Below are 17,460 nucleotides of genomic sequence, written 5' to 3' on the forward strand. Positions count from 1 at the left end.
AAGTAATTGTATAGCTACCTGTACTATGAAAAACAGTAATTTTGAACCCATATCCGACGCTTACCAGTTAGTAAGCGGCGCGAAAATAAAAGGCAAAAAGCACGACGAAATATTTGAACTTGGCGCATATGATGCCCTTAAACGCGGCTATGTACTTTACCCGCTTGAACATGGCGTTAAGTTTGATGATTTCAGCGTAATGATCTCCGAAAAAGAATTAAAAAACAACTTCATGATTGAGGCGGTTAAACAAAACGCGATAGCAGCTTAATTTCAAGCTGCTATTTTTTTACATTGCCTTTTACAAGTCATATAAAGGCATAAAACTCATGCACAGGGTATTGAGCCGTGCATGAACACTTCCTCTCTTGCTTTTCTCGTTCAATAATTGTAAGTTTGTATTCATAAAGTACAAACCGATGCTGTTTAATAAATCAATCTGCTCAACAATAATGTGGCCCATGGCGTCACAGCAGAAGGGTTTTGTGTCGATAATTCTCTTCTCTACCCCGGTGTAGTGCTTTCGAAGCATCCAAACCGATCCTGCATTTACCACATTAGTATAACATTAAGCCTTACATAAACGTAAGCTTAACTGAATTTGAAATTTTATATGGACAATTATTATTCAATAGAAGAAAAGTACCTCCAGGCTGTTGATGAACTATCGTTCGGAGAGACACCTAAAGGCCTAAACATATTAAACCAGATCATCGCTGATGAGCCATTTTTTGCAAGGGCACATTACCAGTTGGGGATGATCTACTATTACAAGATCCAGGATTACCAAACCGCAGGTTATCATTTTAAAACTTGTATGGAGCTGGAACCATCGTTTCCGGATAATTACACCCATTATCTTGATCTGGTCGTATTCCTGGGAATGGATAAGCTGGTTTCAACAATTTCGGCCCGGGCCTTAACCACACCGGGAGTGAACAAGGCCCGCACCTTAGAGTTGCTTGGTTTGTTTTATGAAAAGCAAAAGGACTGGAATAAATCCTTAGGTTATTACCAGGAAGCCTTCATGGAAGTAACTGAAAAAGACGAGCGTAAAGACATTGAAGATAGTTTTAAACGCGTACGCTCAAAAATGAAGCAAAAACAGGCTTATCTCTATTTCATTACCGAATAAACTTGAATAGCTGTTTAATTAGATATTTAACGAATAGGCCCCTGACGAAGCATAGCCGTCAATTTAAGCGAAAGCAATAAAAAAGAGTTTGTTTTTTTGAGATTGAGGGCAGAACGTAGTTTGCCCGTAAAGGCAAACTTTATGTATTTTTGCTCTCATAGTTTTATTTCTATTTTTTTGAAAGGCAGATCGGTAAAGGGTTCTGCCTTTCTCTTTGTTTACACCTAAAGATAGCATTTAATATATTGATTATCAAATAATTATTACAATTTCCTCTGTTTTGAGCCGTCCTTTTTTCTGCTCTTTAAGCAGTTTGTAAAACGGAAGCTGTTCGAGCATATCCAGCCACTTACTGCTTAATCCCCACAATTGCAGCCTTAGCTCCTGCATACCTGATGCTATAAAACTGTGTACCTTGAGGATACTTACCTCGCCGATCTTACCGATTGACATTGTTATCTTCCAGCTTAACATAGCCCATAATAGTTTGCTGTAAAGTGCACAGGTGATACGGTGGGTATTTCCTTTAGGCATCTGATGGATCTTCAACGATGATTTCCAGCCTTTGAACACCAACTCGATCTGCCAGCGGAGATGATAGAGTTTCCGGATCAGTTCGGCACTGTAAGTGCTATCCAGGTTGGTTACAATGAAATTAAAGCCTGCTCTGAGCTTGAAAAGCGCTGTTGTCTGATGGCCTTTCTTTTTGTTGTATTTATCGGTATGGCTTATCCGGTTGTTTTTTATTTCATCACTTACCGGTTCAATAATCATCCGGACAGGTAGCTTGTCTTTTCCAATATAAACTAAACCGTCAAATGCTTTTCCTGATTTTTGTAAAGCGGTCAGGTCCAGCTCCTGGTATACTTCATTACGCAGAATGTGTATCGATGTTTTGGGGCTTAACTTATTGACAAAGAATGCCTTCTTTTCGATAATGTTGCTCATATAAGCAATATGGCTATAACCCAGGTCTCTCATGTATAATACACCCGGTCGAATCATCTGCTGATCGAGGTGGCTTTCTTTCTGGTCATTGCAATTGCCCGGTGTTAGCCTGATATCACAACTTCCACTTTTGATCCCAAACTCAAACTGCAGGGCCGCGCCAGCTTTTATCCCGCAGCCTTTTGTCCCCGGATAAACATCCGCCATTGCCTCCGGTAAGGCAAAACGTGTGGAATCTTTGATGTTGATCTCAAGCCCTTGTATCTCTCTACAAGGCAATTCTATCGCTAAAAGTCGCTCCAGAGCCCCTTTGATAAACTCCGTCAGCCCTTCATTATACTTTTGATGCAGGGCCTGTTTTGATATATTAAGTGAATGCCTTAACATCAGCTGCATACTCATGCCATTAAATGATTGATTGCTGTCAAATAGCAGCGTATCCAGAAGATCTGATCCGCTTATCTTCCTTAAACGTTTGATCACTCCCGTGTTTTTAGCAAGGGTATCAAGAAATCCATGGTCAAATAATTCCGCTTTTAAGCGTCTAAATAACCCTGTCAGGTTTGGTTGGCCGATTCTTGCTCTTAAAAATTTTTATACTACTCCTTAAATTGACGGCTATGCCTGACGAAGGGGCTTATTCGTTAGTAAAAAAAACTAATTAATAACGTATGTTTAAAGATAAGCTATTAATGTAAGTTGCTGTTATACAGTTGAAGTGCAATTTTTGTGAAATGGCTCTACAAAGTGAAGTACCGCCCTTAAGTTATCCACTCTATTTCAAAATACCGTAGTACGGCCTTATAATTATCCTGAGCTGTAAGACAGGTATCTAACAGATATTCTTTTACGTGATTCCACTCCTGCAATCCTCTGTAATAAAAGAGCTTCAGGTCTTCATCTATAATAAATGGTACAATATTATTGGCAAGGCATTCTTTAAACATGATCAATCGACCGACACGGCCGTTGCCGTCCTGAAAAGGATGAATAATTTCAAACTGATAATGGAAGTTAATAATATCTTGAAGGTTTTTCTTTTGGATACTGTGGTAATCAGCGAGTATTTCTCTCATTTTTGCTGGAACTTCCTTTGGATGACATGTTTCATTACCTCCCACTTCGTTTGGGAGCTTTTTGTATTCACCAACATTAAACCAATCTTTTCTGCTGTCGGAAGTGCCCGATTTTAGCAAAAAATGTAATTCCTTTATAAATGTTTCTGTTAGTTTGGACATTGCTTTATCGATGATCAGATCGATACAACGAAAGTGATTGCTCGTCTCAATAATGTCATCTACATTGACACTTTCTTTAGTAGCTCCAATAGTATTGGTCTCAAAAATATACCTGGTTTGGTCATGAGTTAGTTTGCTTCCTTCAATACGATTGGAATTATAGGTTAGGTCAATCTGCGTACGGTGATATATACCACCTTTAAGTTTCATGTCCTTTTGCTCTTTCAAATTATTTAGCAAAACATTGTCACTAAATCTTTTCCTGGTTTCTTTTTCCGGTAGCATTGCATCTGCGGGAATATTCCAGGTTTTACCGGTTAGGAAGGCTCCTTTAATTTTCCCTGTAGCACAGTAATTCCGTATGGTCCTTTCCGGGGTCTTCCATTTTTTTGCAAATTCGCTTACCGAAATGTAATTCATAATCTAATGACTTTGCCGTTATCGGCAAATATATAACAAATAGAGCTCGATTTTTGTATTTATTTGCCGATAACGGCAATGGTTACGGAGGGTTTTCAGTTTATCAATTTGTCAGCTTCCTTGTCAAATACGCGGCGGTGACTGGTAAACTATTTAACCGGCAAATGCACCTCTGCCATCATACACCTTGCGCTGCCGCCACCGTTGGTTTCTATGGTATTTATATCAGCATAAACCAGCTTTCCATACTGTTGTAAAGCGGAACGTTGCGCTTCAGTCAAAGCGCTGAAAGCGTTTTGCGACATCACGATCAAAGCATCACCGGCTTTGTTCTTCACCTCCAGCATATTGCCTGCAAACTGGTTCATCTGCTCAAAAGTGATCTCAATAATTTCTTTGTGCGATGATTTTAACGATTCGATAACCGTTATTCTTTCATGCGGGTTAGGAATACTGTTTAGGCAGATCACCGCGAACCGGCTGCCGATGCACATCAATACATTGGTATGATAAATAGCCTTGCCTTTTTCATCTATAGCTTCAAAACTAATGGGCTGATACCCCGATTGCTCACAGAAATAATTAAGCACATCTTTATCTGTCCGGGGAGACAGGCATGCGTAGGCTATCTTATTCTCCCTGTCAAGTACCATACTGCCGGTACCTTCTAAAAAGCAGTGGTCACGCTCAAAACGGCTCAGGTCAATTACATGGGCTACTTTAAATTTATCCTCCAGGTTAGTTATGATATCTTCCCTGCGCTCAAGCCGGCGGTTTTCGGCCTGCATAGGGTAAAGGAAAACGCCGCCATCGTTATGAAAAGATACCCAGTTGTTAGGAAATATTGAATCGGGCGTATAGGGCTGTGGGGTGTCATCTACAACGCTAACATCTACACCATTATGGCGCAAAATGTTAACCATACTATTAAACTCACTCAAGGCTCTTTCCTGTACGCCATTTTTTTCGGCATCAGGGTTTTGGAAGGCATTGCTTGCAGCGGTTTCTTCGTTAAACCCGAAATTAACCGGGCAGATCATTAATATATGTGATGTTGATTGACTCATGATTCTTGTCATTATTTCATTGGGTCATTGAGTCATTTTTTTAATAAATCATGCAAAGCAATGACTTAATGACCAGATGACTCAATGACAAATTAAATTACAGTATCCCTGAATACCGGCATGCTCATGCAATGGAAACCACCACGGGCACGGGAAAGTTCGGCTGAAGGCATTAATATTAGCGTATCAGTTAAACTTTGCGGATCAAGTTCATTATTCTCAAATTTTTGAAGCAGCTCGGCTACCCTGATCACATTAAAATCGCTTTCTTTAAAAGCCTCTACAGTTTTATCATTCCGATCATATCCAACAACAACGCCTTCTTTTAAGGCCAGCAGGTTGCAGGAGTCTGTCCACTGTTCACGGGCATCAAAGGGGAAGGTGTTGTTGCCCGAGTAAATAAACTTGGTTTTTACACCGCTTTTGAGGTCGTTCTCGCTGATGTCAGAAAGCAGGTCCTCAATACAACCAAATAGCCTTGGTTTTTCATCTTTTTCAAACTGTACAATTTCCGCCCGTTCTTTTTGTTTTTTATCGGCAAACCATGATATCGGCTCGCGTTCTTCAATGGGGGCTTCGGCCACCGCAAGCGAGCGGAGTAGTACCCAGGTATCGCGCTTTACCTGCGTAAAAACAGTATCGATATGCATATAATCACGCTTGTTTGGAATTTTTACGATGGTTACCTTCTTCACTACATCGTGCTCAAACAGGAGCCTGATCGCTTCATTAGCACCGCTGACAGATGTCCGCTCGCTGCAGCCAATCACTAAATGATCAGGACTTACCATCATCACATCGCCGCCTTCTAAAGTTGTGCGGCCTTCAGCATCTTCGCCCGGGCGTAAAAAATGCTGCGCGGTTTCAGGAATCTCCAAAATATTATCGCGGTAAGCTTCAAACAGCGGATGATTGAAAAATATGTAACGCATCAGCAAAGTTTCGCGGAAACGGGCTTTCTTTGCCGGCTTGTTGAGCAGCATATGATTATTAACCGCTATACCCAAATCCCTCGAAAAAATAAGATTGGGGATAGGGGCAAAGATCATTTCTTCGGTTGTTAACGAACCCGAAATAAAGATCTTGGCCAGCTCAACCGGGTCAGTATCGGTAAGCTGCCGTTGTAAACGGTAATTGCAGCTTTCAACCGCGCATACAGCAGCTACCAGTTTTTTACGGATATCCGGCTGCTGTAAAATATCGGCCAGCAGGGTTTGGATCTCGATAACCTTATCTGATGAATGGAAGCCTGCATTATCGGGTTTAAAAAACGAACGGCGCGTTGCTTCATCATCAATTTGATGCAGCTTGCCTTTTATTTTATCCGGGTCAAGAAAATAGAGCAACAGCTTTACGTAGTAATCGTATTCATTCCTGCGTACCGTATCCAGGTGAATTATATCTTCAAAAAGCCAGTCCTGCGCCTTTGAAGGCACAACTTTGCCCAAACCGCTATCCGGACTATGAATAAGCAAAGTGCGGAGTGTACCAATTTCGGAGGTTACATCTATTTTAAAATCGGAGTTGGTTATTGTCATAAAACACTATAATCGTAACACAAATCTATCAGAAATTAAATTACAAAACGGGCTTACCCGGCAAAATTAGGCCGGGTAATATTTGCCTGTTCTTTTAATTCAATATAAAACGTTTTATGTGTTGATTATATGTTGCTGCTTTCTAATCGGCAATCTCCCGGTAAGTGTTCCTTTCCATGCTTACGTTTAGCCTTTGCAACATAGCCTTCATATCAAAGCCCTGTTGCTGATATAGCTGCTGCACTGCTTCTTTAGCCTTTTGCAAAACATCCTCATTTTGCCAAATGGCAGTTGTAATGCAAATGAGGTTGCCTTGCTCATCATAACGTTCAAAAGCCCTGTCTTCAGTAAAGCCCTCAAGTTTTTTAATAAAATCCCTGTTGACTTTCATACGTTCTTTAAATTCCTGTTCAGCTGTTGCGGGAACAATAAATTGATCTATAAATATCTGTTTCATGATTATCCTTGTTTTTCTTCAAAAATCGGGATAATGGAAGCTCAATACTTGTAAAAAATCATTGATTTACCAGGCTTGCGGTATTTTAAAGAAATCGGTGGGGTTTAACCCTGTAAACAGTTTAAATTCCTTATTGAAATGCGGCTGATCAAAGTACCCGGCTTCTAAAGCTACCTGGCTGAGCGAACCGTTTTTAGGTTTACTATCAACTATCGACCTGATCTTAATGATATTGGAAAACTGCTTTGGCGAAGTACCAACCACTCGCCTGAAGCGTTTTTCAAATGCATCCTGGCTTATATAATGTGTATCGGCAAGGTCCTTAATTTTGATCATGCCTTTTGATAAGCGGACCTTTTGCAGGGCAGATATGATCAACTGGTCCTGTTTGTGGCTTTCAATATGTTTAAGCAGAAATTGTTCGGTGATGATTACCCGTTGCTGATTATTGGCAGCTTCTGCCAGTTGTTCTTCAATTAACACTAATTCACACCGGTCAATAAAGTTATCAAGCGGCAGAGTTGTTTCAAACAATTCATGAAGCGGATTTTTAAAAAACGCTGTCGCTCCGGCTGCTTTAAATAAAACCAGCATATTGCCTGTGCCTGATGCGTAATTAATTAGCCTGGGCGATTTTTTTAAGCCGGTGATCAAAGAAGAGGGAAGTTTACCGCTATGTGCCTCGGTAATATCGCTAATCTTGCCACCGTACCTGAACGCCATTACCAGCGATGTATCGGGCAAAATACGATTGACCAGATCATTTGCAGTCTCGATAAAAACGTATTGCCGTATAAAAGGCTTTAGTATTTCGCCGGGCGTAAAGCGTTCAATATGCATTTAACTAAGATACAGAATTTGTTGATCAGAAAATTCCCGCCCGGCACGGTTCAGGATTGTATCAATACGGATCAACGTCGGGCTGTACAATACTGCCCGTGCTAAGTTTGGTTGTATAATACTGAGTGATCACATCCCTTAAAACAGTTTTTGCTTTTATGATAGAGATCCCATCCTTCTCAAATTTGAGCATAATGCTTTTAATGTAATAATTGCGGATCCTGCTGATGAGCGGTTGCTCCGGGCCAATCACCCGCTCTCCAAAATGCTCCCGGAGCCGCGCGCCGAGGTACTCTGCCTGGTTATGGAGTACATCAGGATTTTTATGTTTGATATCGAGGTTAATGATGCGGTAGAAGGGAGGGTATTTAAAGCCCTTCCGCTCTTCCATCTCGGTAAAATATAGATCGGCGTAGTTGTTATCGATCACCTGCTTTAACACCCGGTGATAAATATCATAGGTTTGCACAACTACTTTGCCCTGCTTGCCCCGCCGGCCGGCCCTGCCGCTTACCTGTGCAAGTAGCTGATAACCACGCTCGTTTGCCCTATAGTCAGGGAATTTCAGCAAGCTATCGGCGTTAATAATACCAATCAGTGTCACATCTGAAAAATCAAGCCCTTTGGCCACCATCTGGGTACCAACCAGGATATCTATTCTTTTTTCTTCCAGATCGTTAAGGATAGTTTGCAGGGAGTTCCGTGAACGTGTAGTATCCAGGTCCATTCGGGCAATCCGGGCTTCGGGCAGTAAAACGCTCAGTTCATCTTCAATTTTTTCGGTACCGAAGCCTTTATATTCCAGGTGGGTAGATCCGCAGGCGGGGCAAATGGATGGCGTATCTTCCTTGTAACCGCAGTAGTGGCAATGCAGCTTGCCGCTGCTTTTATGATAAGTAAGGCTTACATCGCAGTTGATACATTTAGGAGTATAAGCACATACTTTGCACATCAGGATGGGGGCATATCCACGGCGGTTTTGGAATAAAATTACCTGCTCTTTATTTTCAAGTGCCTGTTTGATGCCCTCCATCAGCACACTGGTAAAGTGCGACTGGATAGTTTTTTGTTTGGTTTCATGAGCTATGCTCACCACCTGCACATCGGGCAGCTCAACGCCGCCAAAGCGTTCGGTGAGCTCTGCAAAACCGTATTTGTGAGTGCGGGCGTTATAGTAGCTTTCAAAGGATGGCGTGGCCGAACCCAAAAGCACTTTACCCTGGTGCATGTTAGCCAAAAAAATCGAGGTGTCGCGTGCGTTGTAGCGCGGCGCCGGATCAAATTGCTTATATGATGTTTCGTGTTCTTCATCAACGATGATCAATCCCAGATCGGCAAAAGGTAAAAACACGGACGACCGCGCGCCGAGCACAATCTTATACTCTCCGCTTAAAACTTTCTGCCAAACCTCCACCCGCTCATTGTCATTAAAACGCGAATGATAAACACCGATATCCGCACCAAAATACATCCGTAGCCTTTCAATAATATGTGTTGTTAGGGCTATTTCAGGCAAAAGGTAAAGTACCTGTCTGCCGCTGCGTACAATCTCTTCTATCAGCCTTACATATAATTGTGTTTTGCCTGATGAGGTTACGCCATGCAACAGCGTTACATCTTTTTCTTTAAACTGCCCGCGGATACTTTGAAGTACCTCTTTTTGCTGTTCGCTCAATTCAAAGTTGTTGCCTTCTTCTCCCTCTTCAAAATGCAGGCGGCTAACGCTCCTGTCTTCCGAAAAGAAGATCTCTTTTTCAATGAGCGATTTAATGCTTGACTCACCTGCACCGCTCTCTTCAATAAGTTCGTTTTTGGTGATGTTTTTTTGATGACGGGAAAGCTTGATGTAAGCTAATAGGGCATCGGCCTGTTTAGGCGCGCGCTTTTCCAATATCGGGAATAGCTCCCGCAGATTATCCTGGTTGTTATAAACCGGGTTAAGCGTAATAAAAGTGCGTTTGCGGGGCTTATAACGTTCGTTCACCTCTTCGGATATGTTGATGATGTTTTTTTCAAACATCAGCTTCAATATCGGCATTACAGTTTTCTGCCCCAAAAGCTTGGTAATATCACTTATAGTAAGCTCCGGCTGAATTTCGAGAGCTTCAACAATTAAAAATTCCTTATCATGAAGCGTGGCTTTATCTATCTCATATTCCCGGTTAAGCATAATGCGGGTTTCGCTGGCCAGTTTCAGTGCCGATGGCAGCGCGGCGTTCATAACTTCGCCTATGTTGCACATATAGTAATCTGCCAGCCATTGCCAAAATTCAAGCTGTTTAAGGGTTACAACCGGCCGGTCATCCAAGATCTCGATGATATATTTGGCCTCGTACTTTTCGGGGGCCAGTTTGCCTATCTCTTTAACAATAGCTGTATAAAGCTTGCTTTTACCGAACTGCACCACTACTCTTTTGCCAATAGCAATAGCATCATTTTGCTCATAAGGAACCCGGTAGGTGTAGTTTTTTGAAATAGCCAATGGCAAAATCACTTCGGCAAAAAGTGTTTCACGATCGGTATGTTCAATTTCGGCAAACTCTAACATTGTTTATTATTTGTTGCGGATAGCAGCTAATGCCAGCATCAGCCAGCCCAAAATGAACAACGAACCACCAATGGGTGTAATTGGCCCCATGGCTATAAGCCAGTTCCAGCCAAGCAGATCGCGGCATGATAACAGGTACAGCGAGCCTGAAAAGAATATAATGCCGAAAGTGAACAGGTAGTAAGCTGCTGATATTAAGCCACCACTCTTTTCCCGCGCAAAAACTGCTAAAAAAAGCAAAGCAAATACATGATAGAAGTTGTATTGTACAGCAGTATGCCAAACCTCAAGCTGGGCCGGAGCAAGCAATGCTTTTAAACCGTGGGCTCCAAAAGCGCCGGTTATAACGGCCAGCATACCAAAAAACGAAGCGGTAATAATTATTTGTTTGTTCATGCGATATAAAAAGCTAAGTTAACCAATTGAAAGTATTACTTTAACGCCGTGGGGTAAAATTCTATATTTGCTGTACGCCCCCTGCTATGAAACGACTGATAGTAACCACTATATTTTTGATTATAGCTACCGTGCTGGTAACGGTGTTATATTTTAAAAATTTAAGTCCGCCGGGAGTGCGTACCGGACAGGTTATGCGTGCCATTCCTGATAATGCGGTGGCAGTATTTGAGTTCGGTAATGAAAAGGGATTTTATGATATTTTTGCCGGCAACCAGCTACTGAGCACATTTGTTGGCCCTGGCAAATTACATGAACTTGATACCTTACGCAAGTTGCTCATTGCTTCTCCGCAGCTTGATCAGTTTTTTACAGGTCAAAACATTTTCGTTTCCCTTCATCCAACAAATAATGATGATATAGACTTGCTGGTAACCACTTCGGCATCAAAAGCTTTTTCGGCAAATATGTTTAATCATTTAACAGGCAGTGCCAAAAGCGCTTTACAAATAGCACCTATGCAAATAGCGACAAGCCAGGGTTATAATATATATGTCAAGCCACTCAACAAACATTTTTACCTCATTAAAACCGGCGACAATATATTTTCGGGCAGTTTTTCAAAGGATTTGGTTGATCATAGCGCCATCTATCAGCAGGATAAAGGCCATAATGGCTTTGTACCGTTGCCTGAGCAGCAAAACGCCAATTCACTTGCCAATCTTTATATTAATTACAACCAGCTTAACCCGTTTTTTGATCAGCTGTTCCTTAATAAAACTACCGATATTTTTAAGAGCTTTAGAATGCTGCCGGCCTATGCGGCATTAAACTTAAATTATAAAAGCGATGCTTTGATGTTTAACGGGTTCACCACCAAGCGAAATAATGCAACCAGTTATTTAAATATTTTTTCGGCCCAGCAACCTGTCGAGAATCATTTAAAAGATATTTTCCCGGCTACAACTGCCTACAGCACAAGCTTCGCCGTTTCAGATCCTAAAAAGTTTGAGGCCGACCTTTCACAATGGCATGATAAAGCGGGAGTGGGCGGGGAAAAGAATGAACTTTTGAACAAGGTAAAATCAGAAGCAGGGCTGTTTGTAAAACCTGAGTTTGAAAAGCTGCTCGGTAACGAGTTCGCGATAGTTACCACGCGGTACTTTGAAAAATTTGCCATCATTTCTGTTAAAGATGGCTCAAAGCTTTTTCCGGTGATGATGAACATCAGTAATATGGTTACTGATAAAGTTGGCCAGTTTAATTATGAAAAACTGCCTTTCTTTTTATTGGGCGATGCATTCAGCGTTTTTCGGAAACCTTACTTTATGATCATTGATAATTATCTCATACTTGCCACATCGGTATCCGAGTTAGAAAGTTATAACGACACCTACTTCAATCGCAAATTCATAGGCAAAGCCGATCAGTATACCCAGTTTGATAACTTGCTGGCCGAAAGGAGCAATGTGGCCTTCTTCATTAACTTTAAAAACATGCAGCCTGTATTAAAGCGCGATTTAAAAAAGCCTTTTTACGATGCTTTTGAAAACAGCGACCCTGGTTGGAAAAATTATTATGGTGCAGCCTTCCAGCTCACCGCATCCGACAAAAACTTTTATACCAATTTTTGTATGCGCCTGAATGTTCCGGATACAAGTACAGTAAAAAAATAAATTTATTTACGTTTACACAACAATACCCGCCCAATTTCGTAGAACATTACAAATAGCAATTTGTAAAAATTTTACAGACAATCAGCTTTGAGTTCTTTTCTTTAAAAAAATTCGGGGCAAGATATGTGGGCCAATTATGAATAAGATCTTCTTTACTATTCTCTTCTTTATCTTTTATTCTTTATCCGTATCGGCTCAACAGTTTTCGCAGTATAATACCGGCACCCTTTATGATTCATTTGAAAATCCTTCACAAAGAGCCTTTATCCCTGATTCGAGCCGGGAAATAGCATTCAATTTTTTCATCCCTAATTTCGATGCTAATTTTTATATAACCGGCGATATACAACGGCCGCTAAAAAGCCGCGCATTTGCAAAGCCTTCGTATTATAATACCTCATCGCTTCGCATCGGCCAAAATGCTTTAAATCATTTCAATGCCAATGCCAATGCCTATGCAGTAATGGTTAAACTTTTCACCAGCTTAAATGGTAATGTTGAAATGGGCTTTTCGGCTCAAACTAAGGTAGAAAGTAAAGGCCTGGTCTCCGATGAATCTATAGCTTTTCTTGATGGCCCATCAAATTTTTCGCAAGACCATTATGATAATATATTCAATAACCATTATAGGGTGCAGATGTATGACCAGTTAAGTTATATCTACCGGGAGCAGGTTAGTAAACAACTCTCCTTAGGCTTTAAGCTGGGCTACCTGTCTGGTATTCAATATAACAAAATAGATGTGGAGGAGTCGAGCCTGCAAATTAACCGCGACCCGGCGAATCCTGACAATGACAATGCCGACGTTTATATGAGGGGACGGTATTACAGGAGCTATGTGCCCGGCAGACTAAACGGGCGCGACTTTTTACCAACGTTTCGCAACCCAGGTGCGGCGATATCAATGGGTGCAACTTACCGAACAGAGGATGGGATCCTGATACAAGGTAACATAAAAGACCTTGGCTTTATTCACTGGAATAAGCGCTCAACCATTACTGATTTTAATAACACAACAAACATAACAGATATTACATCCCAGCATCGTGATGAAAATATATATAATGCCGTATATGACTTGTTCAGGAGCAACGGAGCAGTTACCTCATTTAATACAAAAACCAATGCCAAAGCCGAATTGAGTGTATCCAAAAGCTACTGGCTTGATGATGAAAAAAAAATCAGGTACTTCCCAACAGTTGTAGCCCAAAAAGAAATGTTCTTTTCCGGTTTTACCGGTGCAATGGTTAACTCGGTACAAAAAAACAATCTGATAGCTACCTTAACGGCCACTTATGACGACTATAAATTATTTAATCTCGGCGCTCAAATCATGGTAAAATCGCCCAATGTAGAGTTTTTTATAGGTTCCGAACGCTTACTAAATACAGGTCGCCTTACCTTGGCCGCTTTAAATAATACCAATCAAATAAATCACGTAGGCAATTATAGTGGGGCAGATATCTTCCTGGGTTTTTCACTGAAATTTGGACGGGTAATTGAACATCCCATGAACTCCAGCTATATCCCAATGGGCGAAAAAGGATTTTTGGGCCGTTTATTTGGCCGTATTTTTAAAACCAATAATTAAAGCGCTTTTTTTCCGGCTATAAAATCCTTAAGGTAGTAAGGCTCATAATAAGCTACATCTTCAAATGCGCCATCAGCAAATTTTTGAGCTGCTTTTTGGGTAAGATATGTTGCCGAGTTTACAAAATCATCCAAAAACAAAGCATTTGGGCTTTCACTTAAAACAGCTTTGCATTTTTCGGCACCATCACCAAAAAACAAGATCTGATGATCTTTCAAATAGTTGGCAAAGCTGTTTCCCTCTATGATATCGGCAGCTGTTTCACGCACCCTGTTGCCGGCTGCATCAAATAGTGCTGTGTAAACCTCCATTCGGCGGGCATCTATCATCGGGCATAACAGCGTATTGCCATAGGCAGCAAATCCCGCGCTGTTAATAACACCATAAGCCATAGCTTCAAGTGTTTCAATTGCTATCAGAGGCTTATCAAGGGCGAAGCACAATCCTTTGGCGGTAGATACGCCTATCCGTAAACCGGTGTATGACCCCGGACCGCTGCTCACAGCAATAGCATCAAGCTCGTTATAACTTACTCCCTGGTTATTCAGTAATTCATCGATATATAAAGTAATAACTTCAGCATGGATATTACGGGCGTTTATTTGCTTAAAGTCCAAAACCTTGCCATCGCGGGCAAGTGCTACCGAGCAGGATGTTGTTGCTGTTTCTATTTGAAGTATAAGGCTCATATTATAAATTTATGGTACCGGATCATGCCCATGACCACCCCAGGGATTACAACTGGCAATGCGCTTTATGGTTAACCAGCCACCTTTAAAAGCACCATGCTTCCTGATGGCTTCAATACCGTATTGCGAGCAGGTAGGTGTATACCGGCAGGATGCAGCCGAAAGCGGCGATATAAAATATTGGTAAAATTTGATCAGGATGATGAAAATTCCCCCAACTATTGCTTTTAAAAACCTGGCGATTGTATCCATAAGCCCATTCATGTTAATTAGCTGTGACGGGTATTGCAGCAGTTAACTCACCTGAAAGCTGGGCAAGCATCCTCAGCATTTTTTTTTCGATGAAAAGGTATGGTTCAATTTCTTTGCCTACATAGCCTACCGAAACAATTATCTTTTTATCCGCTTGCTGCAGAATATCATAAAGATGCTGCTGTTTGTGCAGCCTGTACGCTTCGCGCATCAGTCGTTTTACCAAATTACGGTCAATGGCATGCTTATAACGCTTTTTAGGAACGGAAAAAAGAATTTGTGCAGGATAGGGCTGTGGCTCGGGATTGACAAGCCAGGATACCCGGAAGGGATAACATAAAAAAGAAGAACCGTTATGAAAAAGCTTGTCAATAAGCCTTTTGTTACATAACCGTTCTTCTTTTTTAAAAGTATACATAGTTGCCATTTTTGAACCGAAGGATAAAGCAGATAAGCGGTTCCAAACCCTTATAAATAGGGTAGGGCAACCTCAATTATGCTTTGTGCCTGCCTTCGTCAGAAACAGTTAACCTTTTTCTGCCTTTAGCTCTTCTGGCTGCTAATACTCTCCTACCGTTAGCAGTTGACATGCGTTCACGGAAACCGTGTTTATTTCTTCTTTTTCTTTGAGAAGGCTGAAACGTTCTTTTCATGGCTATATTTTATTCTATTCGTCTTTTTAAAACAAGAGCGCAAATGTAGTTATTTTATTTAATAATTCAAACACTATTTTTCTTATTTATAATAACATGTGTACTGCCGCCCGGCAGCCGCAAATCAGCAGCCCTTTTTTCGGAAAACTAATTGTACGCGCAATAATTAAATTCGAAATCCTGTTCGTTATCTGAACGAAATAACAGCGGCAAGCTATCATTCCAAATCAAATTAAATAAAAAGTTAAATTTAACATTAATTATTTGTTACAGATTCAGATTTTGCAACAAGGTGACCCGCGAACTATGGCATTTACTAAAAAACGCTAAATAAACAGTTCTGAATAATTAACAAAGTGTAAATTCAATAGCTTATCCTAACAAATGAAATTAATCCTCTCCGTAATATTCATATTTCTATCGTCTGTTACTATAGCGCAGGAGCTGCCTGCAACCCATTATAAAATTTACAGCACATCGGCGCAAAAGATCATCACGGCCGACGATATTGTTAATGACATGGGCAATGCCGATGTGCTTTTCTTTGGTGAGGAGCATAATGATTCAACGGCGCACTACCTGGAGTTTAGCTTGTTAAAAAAGCTTTCGGAAAAATATCCGCAAAAAACAGCGCTTTCCATGGAGATGTTTCAAACTGACTGTCAGCTGGTGCTGAATGAATATCTCGCGGGGCTTATTCGCGAAAAAAACCTCGTAACAGATGCGCACACCTGGCCAAACTATAAGGATTACAAACCGCTTATTGAACTTGCCAAATCCAACCACCTGCCGGTGATAGCAGCCAATGCCCCAACCCGCTATACCAACATGGTTACACGCGACGGACTTGATGCTTTAAAGCAGCTTGATGCCCAGGCTAAAAGCTATCTTGCGCCACTGCCAATTGATACCGCTACCGGAGCTTATTATGATAAATTTGCTAAAATAATGGGAGGTCATGCCTCAATGCCGGGCATGCAGATCTACCAATCGCAAAGCCTTTGGGATGCTACGATGGGCTGGTCGATAGCGAAATTTCTGAAAAGCCACTCCGGTTTTAAAGTATTACAGCTCAACGGCGGTTTTCACAGTGAGGAGAAACTGGGCGCGGTAGCCCAACTTAAAAAATACGCACCCAAATTACGTGTGCTTAACATAGCAACCTACATGGATGATAGCTTTGACAAGCCCGACTGGAGCAAATTAGCCGGCATGGCCGACTATATCATTTTAACTGATCCTAAGCTGCCCAAAACTTTTTGATAGTTCATGGTTGATAGTTCATAGATCATGGTCGATAGTTCATAGTTGATGGACCATAGTTCATGGTTTTTGTGCTATATGGCTATGTATGAACCATTAACTATTTCCTAACTATCAATCATGGTTACCAAATTTTATGGTTCGCGGTTTTTCTTATAGCTATGAACTATGAACCATCGACTATGAACCATCAACTATGAACCATCAACCATCAACTATGAACTAAATTCCATTAAGCTTTCTTAGCCAGTAAATCGCGGATTTCGGTAAGTAAAACTTCTTCTTTAGTTGGTTCAGGCGGGGCGGCCGGGGCTGCTTCTTCTTTTTTCTTCAACGAGTTGATAGCCTTAACAATTAAAAAGATACAAAAAGCAACTATAAGAAAGTCGATCACGTTGTTGATGAACAAGCCATAATTGATGGCTGTTTCCGGTGTTTTATCAACGGCCGGCTTAAGTACATACTTTAAATCTTTAAAATCAATACCCCCGGTTGCCATGCCAATAGGCGGCATAATAATATCTGCAACCAGCGAGGTAACAATTTTACCAAAAGCGGCGCCAATGATAACACCTACAGCAAGGTCAACCACGTTGCCCCGCATTGCAAATTCTTTGAACTCTTTTACTATTGCCATAAATTAAAGTTTGGTTACTTAAAGTTAATAATATTACTTAAACTATCTATTTATGTAGATTTTTTGTTCGCCCTAAAACAATTAGCATGCCTGAAACATTTAACAACTTTAA

General features: G+C 41.1%; 18 protein-coding genes. 5 read left to right on the forward strand and 13 right to left on the reverse strand.

Going from position 1 to position 17,460, the window contains the following annotated elements; genetic code table 11:
- Nucleotides 1-25 precede the first annotated feature (25 nt).
- Together MusilaSJ_RS00225 and MusilaSJ_RS00230 are read left to right on the forward strand one after the other, a co-directional pair.
- Nucleotides 26-271, forward strand: a complete 246-nt coding sequence (locus MusilaSJ_RS00225) for a hypothetical protein (protein ID WP_274988078.1) — start codon at nucleotides 26-28, stop codon at nucleotides 269-271.
- Between the two features lie 342 nt (nucleotides 272-613).
- Entirely contained in the window at nucleotides 614-1,135 is a 522-nt protein-coding gene (locus MusilaSJ_RS00230; protein ID WP_274988079.1) for a tetratricopeptide repeat protein, read from the forward strand.
- A gap of 252 nt (nucleotides 1,136-1,387) precedes the next feature.
- On the opposite strand, the gene MusilaSJ_RS00235 is transcribed toward MusilaSJ_RS00230, so the two are convergent.
- The 8 genes from MusilaSJ_RS00235 to MusilaSJ_RS00270 form a co-directional block, all read right to left on the reverse strand.
- The gene (locus MusilaSJ_RS00235) at nucleotides 1,388-2,659 is read right to left on the reverse strand and encodes an IS4 family transposase (protein ID WP_342457030.1); all 1,272 of its coding nucleotides are present in this window, start codon (nucleotides 2,657-2,659) and stop codon (nucleotides 1,388-1,390) included.
- Nucleotides 2,660-2,844: 185 nt separating this feature from the next.
- Nucleotides 2,845-3,741 carry a Fic family protein gene (locus MusilaSJ_RS00240; RefSeq protein WP_274988080.1) on the reverse strand — a complete coding sequence of 299 codons (897 nt, stop codon included), beginning with the start codon at nucleotides 3,739-3,741 and terminating at the stop codon, nucleotides 2,845-2,847.
- 149 nt (nucleotides 3,742-3,890) lie between these two features.
- Nucleotides 3,891-4,808 carry a citrulline utilization hydrolase CtlX gene (ctlX, locus tag MusilaSJ_RS00245; RefSeq protein WP_274988081.1) on the reverse strand — a complete coding sequence of 306 codons (918 nt, stop codon included), beginning with the start codon at nucleotides 4,806-4,808 and terminating at the stop codon, nucleotides 3,891-3,893.
- 92 nt (nucleotides 4,809-4,900) lie between these two features.
- A complete protein-coding gene (locus MusilaSJ_RS00250; RefSeq protein ID WP_274988082.1) occupies nucleotides 4,901-6,346 on the reverse strand; it encodes an arginine deiminase family protein in 1,446 nt (481 codons plus the stop codon).
- Between the two features lie 142 nt (nucleotides 6,347-6,488).
- A complete protein-coding gene (locus MusilaSJ_RS00255) occupies nucleotides 6,489-6,803 on the reverse strand; it encodes a hypothetical protein (protein WP_274988083.1) in 315 nt (104 codons plus the stop codon).
- A gap of 66 nt (nucleotides 6,804-6,869) precedes the next feature.
- A complete protein-coding gene (locus MusilaSJ_RS00260; protein WP_274988084.1) occupies nucleotides 6,870-7,643 on the reverse strand; it encodes a helix-turn-helix transcriptional regulator in 774 nt (257 codons plus the stop codon).
- 61 nt (nucleotides 7,644-7,704) lie between these two features.
- A complete protein-coding gene (priA, locus tag MusilaSJ_RS00265; protein ID WP_274988085.1) occupies nucleotides 7,705-10,191 on the reverse strand; it encodes a replication restart helicase PriA in 2,487 nt (828 codons plus the stop codon).
- Nucleotides 10,192-10,197: 6 nt separating this feature from the next.
- Complete coding sequence (locus MusilaSJ_RS00270) at nucleotides 10,198-10,587, reverse strand: DUF423 domain-containing protein (RefSeq protein ID WP_274988086.1); 390 nt, start codon at nucleotides 10,585-10,587, stop codon at nucleotides 10,198-10,200.
- 86 nt (nucleotides 10,588-10,673) lie between these two features.
- Here MusilaSJ_RS00270 and MusilaSJ_RS00275 point away from each other — a divergent pair, with 86 nt between their 5' ends.
- Together MusilaSJ_RS00275 and MusilaSJ_RS00280 are read left to right on the forward strand one after the other, a co-directional pair.
- Nucleotides 10,674-12,263 (forward strand): hypothetical protein, encoded by a 1,590-nt coding sequence (locus MusilaSJ_RS00275; RefSeq protein WP_274988087.1) that lies wholly within the window; start codon nucleotides 10,674-10,676, stop codon nucleotides 12,261-12,263.
- 136 nt (nucleotides 12,264-12,399) lie between these two features.
- Nucleotides 12,400-13,854, forward strand: a complete 1,455-nt coding sequence (locus MusilaSJ_RS00280) for a DUF5723 family protein (protein WP_274988088.1) — start codon at nucleotides 12,400-12,402, stop codon at nucleotides 13,852-13,854.
- Here the strand turns inward: MusilaSJ_RS00280 and tsaB are convergent.
- The 4 genes from tsaB to rpmH all read right to left on the reverse strand — a co-directional run bounded on the left by tsaB (nucleotide 13,851) and on the right by rpmH (nucleotide 15,448).
- The gene (tsaB, locus tag MusilaSJ_RS00285; RefSeq protein ID WP_274988089.1) at nucleotides 13,851-14,543 is read right to left on the reverse strand and encodes a tRNA (adenosine(37)-N6)-threonylcarbamoyltransferase complex dimerization subunit type 1 TsaB; all 693 of its coding nucleotides are present in this window, start codon (nucleotides 14,541-14,543) and stop codon (nucleotides 13,851-13,853) included. The genes MusilaSJ_RS00280 and tsaB overlap by 4 nt on opposite strands.
- Nucleotides 14,544-14,552: 9 nt before the next feature.
- On the reverse strand, nucleotides 14,553-14,795 hold the full coding sequence (yidD, locus tag MusilaSJ_RS00290; RefSeq protein WP_274988090.1) for a membrane protein insertion efficiency factor YidD: 243 nt from the start codon (nucleotides 14,793-14,795) through the stop codon (nucleotides 14,553-14,555).
- A 13-nt stretch (nucleotides 14,796-14,808) separates the two neighbouring features.
- Complete coding sequence (locus MusilaSJ_RS00295; protein WP_274988091.1) at nucleotides 14,809-15,213, reverse strand: ribonuclease P protein component; 405 nt, start codon at nucleotides 15,211-15,213, stop codon at nucleotides 14,809-14,811.
- Between the two features lie 76 nt (nucleotides 15,214-15,289).
- The gene (rpmH, locus tag MusilaSJ_RS00300; protein ID WP_083878950.1) at nucleotides 15,290-15,448 is read right to left on the reverse strand and encodes a 50S ribosomal protein L34; all 159 of its coding nucleotides are present in this window, start codon (nucleotides 15,446-15,448) and stop codon (nucleotides 15,290-15,292) included.
- A 384-nt stretch (nucleotides 15,449-15,832) separates the two neighbouring features.
- On the opposite strand from rpmH, the gene MusilaSJ_RS00305 reads away from it, so the two are divergent.
- Nucleotides 15,833-16,711 (forward strand): ChaN family lipoprotein, encoded by an 879-nt coding sequence (locus MusilaSJ_RS00305; RefSeq protein ID WP_274988092.1) that lies wholly within the window; start codon nucleotides 15,833-15,835, stop codon nucleotides 16,709-16,711.
- Between the two features lie 232 nt (nucleotides 16,712-16,943).
- Here MusilaSJ_RS00305 and mscL read toward each other — a convergent pair whose 3' ends face one another.
- Nucleotides 16,944-17,348, reverse strand: a complete 405-nt coding sequence (gene mscL, locus MusilaSJ_RS00310) for a large-conductance mechanosensitive channel protein MscL (RefSeq protein ID WP_274988093.1) — start codon at nucleotides 17,346-17,348, stop codon at nucleotides 16,944-16,946.
- Nucleotides 17,349-17,460 lie beyond the last annotated feature (112 nt).

Origin of the sequence: Mucilaginibacter sp. SJ (assembly GCF_028993635.1) — a bacterium.
Lineage (GTDB): Bacteria > Bacteroidota > Bacteroidia > Sphingobacteriales > Sphingobacteriaceae > Mucilaginibacter.

What these genes read in the sequence shown, in the direction of transcription:
- MusilaSJ_RS00225 (WP_274988078.1), top strand. Translation starts at nt 26, where the DNA reads ATGAAAAACAGTAATTTTGAACCCATATCCGACGCTTACCAGTTAGTA.
- MusilaSJ_RS00230 (WP_274988079.1), top strand. Translation starts at nt 614, where the DNA reads ATGGACAATTATTATTCAATAGAAGAAAAGTACCTCCAGGCTGTTGAT.
- MusilaSJ_RS00240 (WP_274988080.1), bottom strand. Translation starts at nt 3,741, where the DNA reads ATGAATTACATTTCGGTAAGCGAATTTGCAAAAAAATGGAAGACCCCG.
- ctlX (WP_274988081.1), bottom strand. Translation starts at nt 4,808, where the DNA reads ATGAGTCAATCAACATCACATATATTAATGATCTGCCCGGTTAATTTC.
- MusilaSJ_RS00250 (WP_274988082.1), bottom strand. Translation starts at nt 6,346, where the DNA reads ATGACAATAACCAACTCCGATTTTAAAATAGATGTAACCTCCGAAATT.
- MusilaSJ_RS00255 (WP_274988083.1), bottom strand. Translation starts at nt 6,803, where the DNA reads ATGAAACAGATATTTATAGATCAATTTATTGTTCCCGCAACAGCTGAA.
- MusilaSJ_RS00260 (WP_274988084.1), bottom strand. Translation starts at nt 7,643, where the DNA reads ATGCATATTGAACGCTTTACGCCCGGCGAAATACTAAAGCCTTTTATA.
- priA (WP_274988085.1), bottom strand. Translation starts at nt 10,191, where the DNA reads ATGTTAGAGTTTGCCGAAATTGAACATACCGATCGTGAAACACTTTTT.
- MusilaSJ_RS00270 (WP_274988086.1), bottom strand. Translation starts at nt 10,587, where the DNA reads ATGAACAAACAAATAATTATTACCGCTTCGTTTTTTGGTATGCTGGCC.
- MusilaSJ_RS00275 (WP_274988087.1), top strand. Translation starts at nt 10,674, where the DNA reads ATGAAACGACTGATAGTAACCACTATATTTTTGATTATAGCTACCGTG.
- MusilaSJ_RS00280 (WP_274988088.1), top strand. Translation starts at nt 12,400, where the DNA reads ATGAATAAGATCTTCTTTACTATTCTCTTCTTTATCTTTTATTCTTTA.
- tsaB (WP_274988089.1), bottom strand. Translation starts at nt 14,543, where the DNA reads ATGAGCCTTATACTTCAAATAGAAACAGCAACAACATCCTGCTCGGTA.
- yidD (WP_274988090.1), bottom strand. Translation starts at nt 14,795, where the DNA reads ATGGATACAATCGCCAGGTTTTTAAAAGCAATAGTTGGGGGAATTTTC.
- MusilaSJ_RS00295 (WP_274988091.1), bottom strand. Translation starts at nt 15,213, where the DNA reads ATGTATACTTTTAAAAAAGAAGAACGGTTATGTAACAAAAGGCTTATT.
- rpmH (WP_083878950.1), bottom strand. Translation starts at nt 15,448, where the DNA reads ATGAAAAGAACGTTTCAGCCTTCTCAAAGAAAAAGAAGAAATAAACAC.
- MusilaSJ_RS00305 (WP_274988092.1), top strand. Translation starts at nt 15,833, where the DNA reads ATGAAATTAATCCTCTCCGTAATATTCATATTTCTATCGTCTGTTACT.
- mscL (WP_274988093.1), bottom strand. Translation starts at nt 17,348, where the DNA reads ATGGCAATAGTAAAAGAGTTCAAAGAATTTGCAATGCGGGGCAACGTG.